The sequence below is a fragment of the Streptomyces sp. YS-3 genome, from assembly GCF_045257485.1.
Taxonomy (GTDB): domain Bacteria; phylum Actinomycetota; class Actinomycetes; order Streptomycetales; family Streptomycetaceae; genus Streptomyces.
In genome coordinates this window covers 1-9128 of the sequence record NZ_JBJHPC010000284.1, presented here as the reverse complement: position 1 = coordinate 9128, position 9128 = coordinate 1, and the positions used below count along the sequence as shown (strand labels likewise).

General features: G+C 71.7%; 8 protein-coding genes. 4 read left to right on the top strand and 4 right to left on the bottom strand.

Going from position 1 to position 9128, the window contains the following annotated elements; translation table 11 throughout:
• Positions 1–626 precede the first annotated feature (626 nt).
• From ACJA3G_RS22020 to ACJA3G_RS22010, 3 genes are all read right to left on the bottom strand, one after another.
• The gene (locus ACJA3G_RS22020) at positions 627–872 is read right to left on the bottom strand and encodes a chaplin (protein WP_406554742.1); all 246 of its coding nucleotides are present in this window, start codon (positions 870–872) and stop codon (positions 627–629) included.
• Between the two features lie 168 nt (positions 873–1040).
• Positions 1041–1682, bottom strand: a complete 642-nt coding sequence (locus tag ACJA3G_RS22015) for a response regulator (protein WP_406554741.1) — start codon at positions 1680–1682, stop codon at positions 1041–1043.
• Complete coding sequence (locus ACJA3G_RS22010) at positions 1675–2820, bottom strand: GAF domain-containing sensor histidine kinase (RefSeq protein ID WP_406554740.1); 1146 nt, start codon at positions 2818–2820, stop codon at positions 1675–1677. The genes ACJA3G_RS22015 and ACJA3G_RS22010 overlap by 8 nt, the downstream gene beginning before the upstream one ends.
• 252 nt (positions 2821–3072) lie before the next feature.
• Between ACJA3G_RS22010 and ACJA3G_RS22005 the strand changes: the two genes are divergently transcribed.
• The 3 genes from ACJA3G_RS22005 to ACJA3G_RS21995 all read left to right on the top strand — a co-directional run bounded on the left by ACJA3G_RS22005 (position 3073) and on the right by ACJA3G_RS21995 (position 5846).
• Positions 3073–3771 (top strand): SDR family NAD(P)-dependent oxidoreductase, encoded by a 699-nt coding sequence (locus ACJA3G_RS22005; protein WP_406554739.1) that lies wholly within the window; start codon positions 3073–3075, stop codon positions 3769–3771.
• A gap of 43 nt (positions 3772–3814) precedes the next feature.
• Positions 3815–4900: an S-adenosylmethionine:tRNA ribosyltransferase-isomerase gene (locus tag ACJA3G_RS22000; RefSeq protein WP_406554738.1), complete on the top strand. Its 1086-nt coding sequence runs from the start codon at positions 3815–3817 to the stop codon at positions 4898–4900.
• Positions 4901–5168: 268 nt separating this feature from the next.
• Positions 5169–5846, top strand: coding sequence for a transglycosylase SLT domain-containing protein (locus tag ACJA3G_RS21995; RefSeq protein ID WP_406554737.1), 678 nt, complete (start codon positions 5169–5171; stop codon positions 5844–5846).
• Positions 5847–5929: 83 nt separating this feature from the next.
• On the opposite strand, the gene ACJA3G_RS21990 is transcribed toward ACJA3G_RS21995, so the two are convergent.
• Positions 5930–8554 (bottom strand): FHA domain-containing protein, encoded by a 2625-nt coding sequence (locus tag ACJA3G_RS21990; RefSeq protein ID WP_406554736.1) that lies wholly within the window; start codon positions 8552–8554, stop codon positions 5930–5932.
• Positions 8555–8879: 325 nt separating this feature from the next.
• Here ACJA3G_RS21990 and ACJA3G_RS21985 point away from each other — a divergent pair.
• The coding region (locus tag ACJA3G_RS21985; RefSeq protein WP_406554735.1) for a streptophobe family protein at positions 8880–9128 on the top strand (249 nt) is incomplete at its 3' end.

The window sequence follows — 9128 nt, the reverse complement described above, 5'->3', positions numbered from 1 at the left end:
GGGCTGCGCCCGGGCCCCGGTGGTGTGGGCTGCGGCCTGCGGTGGGGGGCTGCGGGCCCGGTCCCCGGGGTCTGCGGCCCGCTTTGGGGCTGCGCCCCGGGGGTCGATGGGGTCTGCGGGCCCGCATAGGGCTCCGCTCCGGCGCCGCCGAGGTCTGCGGACCGCCTTGGGTCTGCGCCCCGGGGCGACGGGATCTGCGGCCCGTCTTGGGCTCCGCCCAGGTCCTTTTTCGGCTGCGGGCCGTCTGTGGCTGGTCGCGCAGTTCCCCGCGCCCCTAGGTACTTAGGGGCGCGGGGAACTGCGCGGGCAAGCCAGCACGGTCCGCAGACAAGCCCCGGGCCTACAGGCCGCAGGGCCCGACTGCCCGCACACAGGACCCTGCCCCACAAGGGGCGCGGGGAACTGCGCGACCAGCCCAMCACSGACCCGCRGACRAASRCCSGGCCCARAAGGGGCGCGGGGAACTGCGCGAGCAACCCACCACCGACCCGCAGACAAACGCCCGGCCCAAAAGGGGCGCGGGGAACTGCGCGAGCAACCCACCACCGACCCGCAGACGAACCCCCGGCCAAGAGGGGCGCGGGGACGGCGTCGTCGTGTGGCGGCGGGCCCGCGCCCCCTGGGGTTCACACGTTCGAGGACTCGTTGCCGAACGCCGGGTTCAGGAGGCCGATCACGTTGACCGAGTTGCCCGTGGCGTTGACCGGGACGTGCACCGGGACCTGGACCAGGTTGCCGGAGAGCACGCCCGGGGAGTTCTCGGCCTTGCCGTCCGCCATCGCCCCGCCGTGCGCGGACGCGGCGCCCGCGCCCGCCGCGACGATTCCTCCGGCGATCATGGCGACGGCGGCGGCCTTCTTCAGGTTCTTCACTTCAGGTTCCTCCTGGTCTCGCTGCGGCGGTCCGCCGCAGCACGCCATGGAGAACGCCCGCCGGGCCCTGGGGATGCGCCGTGTGGGTGACATCCACCCGACGGTATGAATCTCGCACCGGACCGTGACGATCCGTATTTACCCATGGACGTCCATCAGCCTGTCGGATCAGTCCGTCAGGCCGTGGCGGACCGCCCACAGGGCCGCCTGGGTGCGGTCCGCCAGATCCAGCTTCATGAGGATGTTGGAGACGTGTGTCTTGACCGTCTTCTCGGAGAGGACCAGTGCCCGGGCGATCTCCCGGTTGGAGCGGCCGTCGGCGATGAGGCCGAGGACTTCCCGCTCGCGCTCGGTGAGGGAGGTGCTCCGGCCCTGGCCGCCGCCCACGTCGTCCTGGGAGAGCAGCGCGCCCGCGACCTCCGGCTGGAGCAGCACATGCCCGGCGTGCACCGAGCGGATCGCGCCGGCCAGCGCCTCCGGGTCGACGTCCTTGTACACATAGCCCGCCGCCCCCGCCCGCAGCGCGGGCACCACCGTGCGCTGCTCGGTGAAGCTGGTGACGATCAGCACCTTCGCCGGGTTGGCCAGCGAGCGCAGCTTGCGCAGCGCCTCGATGCCGTCCATACCGGGCATCTTCACGTCCATCAGGACGACGTCCGGCTTGAGCTCCTCGGCGCGGGCGACCCCCTCGGCGCCGTCGGCGGCCTCGCCGACGACCTCTATGTCGTCCTGGATCTCCAGGAACGTCCGCAGCCCGCGGCGGACCACCTGGTGGTCGTCGACCAGGAGGACTTTGATGCTGTCAGCCACCTGGCACCTCCATCTCGATCGTGGCGCCCTCTCCGGGCGCCGATTTCACGAAGAGCCGGCCTCCGACGCCGCCGGCCCGGTGCCGCATCGACACCAGACCCAGGTGCCGCCCGGCGCGGCGGACCGCCCGGGGCTCGAATCCGCGGCCGTCGTCGACGACCCGCAGGGCGGCGCCCTGGCCGCGCCGTACGAGGACGACCGAGACGTGCTCGGCGCCGGAGTGGCGCAGGGCGTTGTGCAGGGCCTCCTGGGCGACGCGCAGCAGCGCCTCCTCCTGGGCGGGCGGCAGTGCCCGTACTCCGCAGTTCTCGAAGGTGACCTGGGCGCTGTGGGCGCGGTCGAGGACCTGGATCTGGGTACGCAGGGTGTTGACCAGGCCGTCTTCCTCCAGGGCGGCCGGGCGCAGCTCGACGACGGCCGCGCGCAGTTCGTCTGCGGCCTCGGCGGCGAGCACGGCGACCTGCTGGAGCTCGTCCTTGGCGCGCGCGGGGTCGCGGTCGACCAGGGCGGTCGCGGCCTGGGCGGTCAGCCGGAGCGAGAAGAGCTTCTGACTGACCGCGTCGTGCAGCTCGTGGGCGAGGCGGGTGCGCTCCTCGGTGATGGTGAGCTCGCGGCTGCGTTCGTAGAGCCGGGCGTTGGTCAGGGCGATCGCCGCGTGCTGGGCGAGGATGCCGAGCAGTTCGGCGTCGTCCTCGGTGAAGCCGCAGCCGCCCTCCGGCTTGGGGCAGCGCTTGTTGGCGAGGAAGAGCGTGCCCAGCGTCTCGTCGCCGTCGCGGATCGGGACGCCCAGGAAGTCGGACATGTCGGGGTGGGCGGCGGGCCAGCCGCCGAAGCGGGGGTCCCTGCGGACGTCGGCGATCCGCTCCGGCTTCTTGTCGTTGAGCATCGCCGCGAGGATGCCGTGCTGGCGCGGCAGGGGGCCGATCGCCTTCCACTGCTCGTCGCTGACGCCGTCGACGACGAACTGGGCGAAGCCTCCGTGGTCGTCGGGGACACCGAGAGCCGCGTACTCCGCGTCGAGCAGGTCGCGGGCCGAGGCGACGATCGTCTTGAGGACGTCGCGCACCTCCAGATGCCTGCTCATCGCGAGGAGTGCGGTGCTCACGGCGGCGAGGCCGGAGCTCGGTCGGTGGCTCATGGGATCACCGTACCCGCGGGGTGTGACGGTCCGTATCCGCCTGTGGACGGCGGTCGGCCGGGTCCTGGGGACTAGGTCGAAGTGCCTTGGGCGGCTGGTGCGTGCGGCTGAGGCGCCGGGGGCGTACGGGGAGTGACGCTGGGGCTGTCGGCGGACCCGGGCCCGTACGGCCGACGCGTACCGCCGACGGAGAACAGCGACGGAGAACAGCAGGGGACAGCAGGGCAGCTGACTGCGAGGGGATGGAAGATCATGCCGGTAGCGATCATCACGGGGGCTTCGAAGGGCCTCGGACGGGCGCTCGCGCGGGCGCTGGCCGCACGCGGCTGGGACCTCGTCCTGGACGCGCGGACCGCGTCCGTACTGAAGGAGACGGCCGGGGAGCTGGCGGGCCCCGGGGCGAGGGTGGTGGCGCTCGCCGGGGACGTACGGGACGCCGGGCACCGCCGGGCGCTGGTGGCGGCGGCCGGTGAGCTGGGCGGGCTGGACCTCCTGGTGCACAACGCGAGCGCGCTGGGCGCCGAGCCGCTGGTGCCGCTGGAACAGCAGAGTCTGGAGGGCTTCCGGGCGGCTCTGGAGACCAATGTGGTGGCGGCGCTCGGGCTGGTCCAGGAGTCGCTCGGCGCGCTGCGGCGCTCGTCGGCGGGGGCGGTGCTGGTGGTCAGTTCGGACGCGGCGGCCGAGGCGTACCCGACCTGGGGCGGGTACGCGGCGTCGAAGGCGGCGCTCGACCAGCTGGCGGCCGTGCTCGCGGTGGAGGAGCCGGGGCTGCGGGTGTGGGCGGTGGACCCGGGCGACATGCGCACCGATCTGTACCGGGCGGCCGTGCCGGGCGACGAGGAGGCGCGGCCGGAGCCGGAGACGGTGGTGCCCGGCTTCCTGCGCCTGATCGAGCGCCGCCCGGCGAGCGGGCGGTACGCGGCTCCCGCGCTGGTGGAGGTGGCCCGGTGAGCGGGGCCGCCCGGGGAACGCGCGGCCCGGCCCGGTGGGCGCGATGACGGCGGACCTCGCGGTCCGGGTGCCGCCCGAGCTGATGGCCTCGGTGCCCGCCGAGGTGCGCGGCTCGGGCCGGGACGACGTACGGCTGCTGGTGTCGCGCGGGACCGAGGTCTCCCATCACGCGTTCCGGGAGCTGCCCGGACAGTTGCGCGCCGGGGACGTCCTGGTCGTGAACACCTCGGCGACCATGGCGTCGGCCGTGGACGGCACGGTGGGCGGTGAGCGGGTGGTGGTGCACTTCTCGACGCTGGGTCCGGACGGGCGCTGGGCGGTCGAGCCGCGCACCCCGGAGCCCTCGGGCAGCACCCGGCGGCGGACCGCTACGCGCGCGGGGACGACGGTGGCGCTGCCGGACGGGCGGCGTCTGACCCTGGAGGAGCCGCTGAGCGGCGCCGGGGACCGGCTGTGGTGGGCCCGTACGGAGAGGGGGGACGTACCGGGGCTGCTGGCGCGGTACGGGCGGCCGATCCGGTACGCGTACACCGCGGGCGACCAGCCGCTCTCCGCCTATCAGACGGTCTTCGCGGTGCCCTCGCCGGACGGGGTGGGCTCGGCGGAGATGCCGAGCGCGGCGCGGCCCTTCACCGTGGACCTGGTCGCGGAGCTGGTGCGGCGGGGGGTGCAGTTCGCGCCCGTCACCCTGCATACGGGGGTGGCCTCGGCGGAGGCGCACGAGCCGCCGTACCCGGAGCGGTTCGAGGTGCCGGTGTCCACGGCCCGGCTGGTGAACGCCGCGCGCGCGGGAGGCGGTCGCATCGTGGCGGTGGGGACGACGGCCGTACGGGCGCTGGAGTCGGCCGCGGGGGTGGACGGGATCGTCCGGGCCGCGTCGGGGTGGACGGATCTGGTGGTGACGCCCGCGCGCGGGGTACGTGTGGTGGACGGGCTGCTGACCGGGCTGCACGAGCCGCAGGCCTCGCATCTGCTGATGCTGGAGGCGGTGGCGGGACGGGCGGCGATCGGCGCCGCGTACGCCGAGGCGCTGAGCGGGCTCTACCTCTGGCACGAGTTCGGCGACGTCCACCTCATCCTTCCGGACGAGCGCCATTACACACTGAATTGCTCTTGCAACGCACGGTGAAAGCGTTACCGGGCCGATGTGAGCCCGCGCATAGGACGCACATCACTTACGAAGCCGCTTAGTGGATAAATAAGGGCCCTGTGAGCGGGGCGAGCAGGGGCGGGATGCGCTTTTTCCCCGCCCCTGATCCACTATGCCGCTTCGTACGTCACACCTTTGCCACAGGATTTTGCGGCCGCTAAGAATGGCTCCCGTCGCACAGCGCTGCGGCTCACCGCCGCGGCGCTTTCGTGTGCCGTCCCCGTCGTTCGGAAGAGGTCCCACAACCATGCCCGAGTCCCGCAACCCTGGTCACAGTCGTCTGAACAAGACGCACAAGATCTCGATTGCCGGTGTCGCCGCCCTCGGCGCCGCCGCGCTCGCCCTCTCGGTCCTGCCGGGCAGCGGCGAGTCGGGTACCGCTGTGGCTGCCGAGCCCGTCGCCTTCTCCGTGACCGCCGCCGGTACCAACGCGAAGGCCGTCGAGGCGAGCATCGCCAAGCAGCACGTCACCGCCGTCAAGCAGGCCGCGGTCCAGGCCAAGGCGAAGGCAGAGGCCGACGCGAAGGCCAAGGCGGAAGCCGCCGCGAAGAAGCGCGCGGCCGAGGCCGCCGCGAGCCGCGCCGCCGCCCGCAAGCCGGTGTACACCAACAACCTGGACGGCTGGATCCGTCAGTCCCTGGACATCATGAAGGCCAAGGGCATACCGGGTTCGTACAACGGTCTGTACCGCAACATCATGCGCGAGTCGACCGGCAACCCGAACGCCATCAACGGCTGGGACATCAACGCGATCAACGGCGTCCCGTCGAAGGGTCTGCTCCAGGTCATCCAGCCGACCTTCAACGCGTACCACGTGGCCGGCACGTCGTGGAACATCTACGACCCGGTCGCCAACATCACGGCCGCCGCCAACTACGCGGCCGACAAGTACGGCTCGATGGACAACGTCAACGGCGCCTACTGACGGGCGCGCGCCGAGCGGCGCCGACGGCACGCGAAAGGGCGGCACCCCGTGGGGGTGCCGCCCTTCGGCGCGTTCCGGGTCCGCTACTTCCGCATGACCTCCGGCTCGTGGCGGCGCAGCAGGCGCGCGACCGCGAGACCGCAGATGACGCCCAGGGCGATCAGCACGGTGATGTTGATGCCCCACTGGCTCGCCGAGTGCTCCCACAGCGGGTCCAGGTCGTTGGGCTTGTTCTGGTCCCACGGCGGCATCAGGTGCGCGAGGTCGAGCGTGGAGCCGGCGCCCGCGATGGCCCAGCGCGAGGGCATCAGCCAGGCGAACTGCTCCAGGCCGATGGAGCCGTAGACCTTGAAGAGGATGCCGGTGAAGACGACCTGCACGATCGCGAACATGACCAGCAGCGGCATGGTCTTCTCGGCGGTCTTCACCAGCGAGGAGATGACCAGGCCGAACATCATCGAGGTGAAGCCGAGGGCGATGACCACCAGGCAGATCTCGACGGCCGGCGGCATGATCAGGCCCTCCTTGGGGAGGTCCCGAGTGGAGAAGCCGATGCCGCAGATGATGACGCCCTGAATCGCGGTGATCACACCGAGGACGATCACCTTGGACATCAGATAGGCCGAGCGGGAGAGGCCGGTGGCCCGTTCCCGTTCGTAGATGACCCGTTCCTTGATCAGCTCTCGTACGGAGTTGGCCGCGCCCGAGAAGCACATGCCGACCGCGAGGATCAGCATGATCGTGCCGGCGTCGCCGTTGAACTTGCTGGAGCCGGTGGGCGGGGCCAGACCGAACTTCGCCGGGATGACCACGCTGACCGCGCCGAGGACGGCGGGCAGGATGAGCATCAGGCCGATGAAGCCCTTGTCGGAGGCGATGACCGACGTGTACCGCCGGATCAGCGTCCACAGCTGGGCGCCCCAGCTCTGCGGCTTGGGCGGGCGCATCTGGTTCGGCGCCGGCATCTGGACCGACTGGGCGGCCACGGCGTCGATGTCGGCGGCGTACATCTGGTAGTGCTGCGAGCCCTTCCAGCGGCCCGCCCAGTCGTAGTCGCGGTAGTTCTCGAAGGCGGAGAAGACATCGGCCCAGGTGCCGTAGCCGAAGAAGTTCAGGGCCTCCTCGGGCGGACCGAAGTACGCCACCGAGCCACCCGGCGCCATCACCAGGAGCTTGTCGCAGATCGCCAGCTCGGCCACCGAGTGGGTGACGACGAGGACCGTGCGGCCGTCGTCGGCGAGCCCGCGCAGCAGCTGCATGACATCGCGGTCCATACCCGGGTCGAGGCCGGAGGTCGGCTCGTCCAGGAAGATCAGCGACGGCTTGGTCAGCAGCTCCAGGGCGACGGAGACGCGCTTGCGCTGGCCACCGGAGAGGGAGGTGACCTTCTTCTCCTTGTGGATGTCCAGCTTGAGCTCGCGCAGCACCTCGTCGATGCGCTGCTCGCGCTCGGACTCGGTGGTGTCGGCGGGGAAGCGCAGCTTGGCCGCGTACTTCAGCGCCTTCTTGACGGTCAGCTCCTTGTGCAGGATGTCGTCCTGCGGGACCAGACCGATGCGCTGGCGCAGCTCGGCGAACTGCTTGTACAGGTTCCGGTTGTCGTAGAGGACATCGCCCTGGTTGGCGGGCCGGTAGCCGGTGAGCGCCTTGAGCAGGGTGGACTTGCCGGAGCCGGAGGGGCCGATGACGGCGATGAGCGACTTCTCGGGGACGCCGAAGGAGACGTCCTTCAGGATGTCCTTGCCTCCGTCGACCGTCACCGTGAGGTGGCGGGCCGAGAAGGAGACGTCACCGGTGTCGACGAACTCCTCGAGACGGTCGCCGACGATCCGGAAGGTGGAGTGGCCGACGCCCACGATGTCGTTCGGCCCGAGCAGCGCGGAGCCGCCCTTGGCGATCGGCTGTCCGTTGACGTACGTGCCGTTGTGCGAGCCGAGGTCGCGGATCTCCATGCGCCCGTCGGGCGTCGAGTGGAACTCGGCGTGGTGGCGCGAGACCTGGAGGTCGGAGACGACCAGCTCGTTCTCCAGCGCACGGCCGATGTGCATCACCCGGCCGAGGGAGAACTGGTGGAACGTGGTGGGGCTGCGGTCGCCGTAGGCCGCCGACGCGCCCGCCGCCGGACCGSGGCCCTGCGGCGGGACCTGGGCGTGCGGGTGCTGGGCGTGCGGGGCCGGGGCGTGCGGGGCCTGGGCGTGCGCCTGCTGCGGGACCGGCTGCTGCCAGGCCTGCTGGGGCGCCTGCTGCGGAACCTGCTGCTGCGGGACCGGCTGCTGGGGCTGCTGCGGGGCCCAGCCGGCGCCGCCGTGCTGGGGCTGCTGCGGCGGAGCCTGCTGCGGGGCCTGCTGGGCGGCGGCCGGCGCGCTGTACGCGGCGGCCCCGGCCGGGGCCGCGGCGGCGGCCGGCGCGACGGTGAGATTCAGCCGCGGGCCGTCCGTCGCGTTGCCCAGGTGCACCGAGGAGCCCGGGCCTATTTCCATCTGGTGGATCCGCTGACCCTGCACATAGGTGCCGTTGGTGCTGCCGTGGTCCTCGATGACCCAACTCCGGCCGCCCCAGCTGATCGTGGCGTGCCGCCAGGAGACCCTGGCGTCGTCGATCACCATGTCTCCCTGCGGATCACGTCCGAGGGTGTACGACCGGGACGCGTCGAGCGTCCAGGTCCTGCCATTCAATTCCAGTACGAGTTCCGGCACTCCATGCCCCACTTGTTGTCCCCCGAGCAATCCCCCGATACAGGGAGTCTAGGGATGGCGAACATCGTGGGGAACTATTTCAGGCCCGGGCTCGTATCCGAAACCCGCCCCTTGTGAATAACGTGCACAGACCTGTCCCAGTCCGGCAACAGGCGTGTACGCGCGCGCCGTTGACTCAGGTGAAACGCGCCCGGAAAGTAGTAAGCACCCATGACTGCGCACGGATCATGCGCGAATGGGACAACCCAGACAGGTTGGACGACTCCCGGGGGGCCTGGTGACCATGGGCGACAGGGGCGGGAAAGGGGCCTCCGGGGAACCCGGGGCGCCGGTTGCGATGGAGTCGCGAGGGGCGCCCGGGGCGCCCGGGGCCGTCCCCTGGGGCGATGTCCTGCTGTCCTCCGTCGCGTCGGTCAGCTGGGCGCTGGTCGCCATGGCGGGGGTCGCGGCGCTCGGGCTGCATCTGCTCGGCGCCGACGCGGCCGGGGCCCTGGGGCCGATGACGGCGGCCGTGGTGGTGCTCGGGGCGGGCGGGTCCGTGACGCCGTCGGGCGATGTCTCGGCGTTCGGACTGACGGGCGCACAG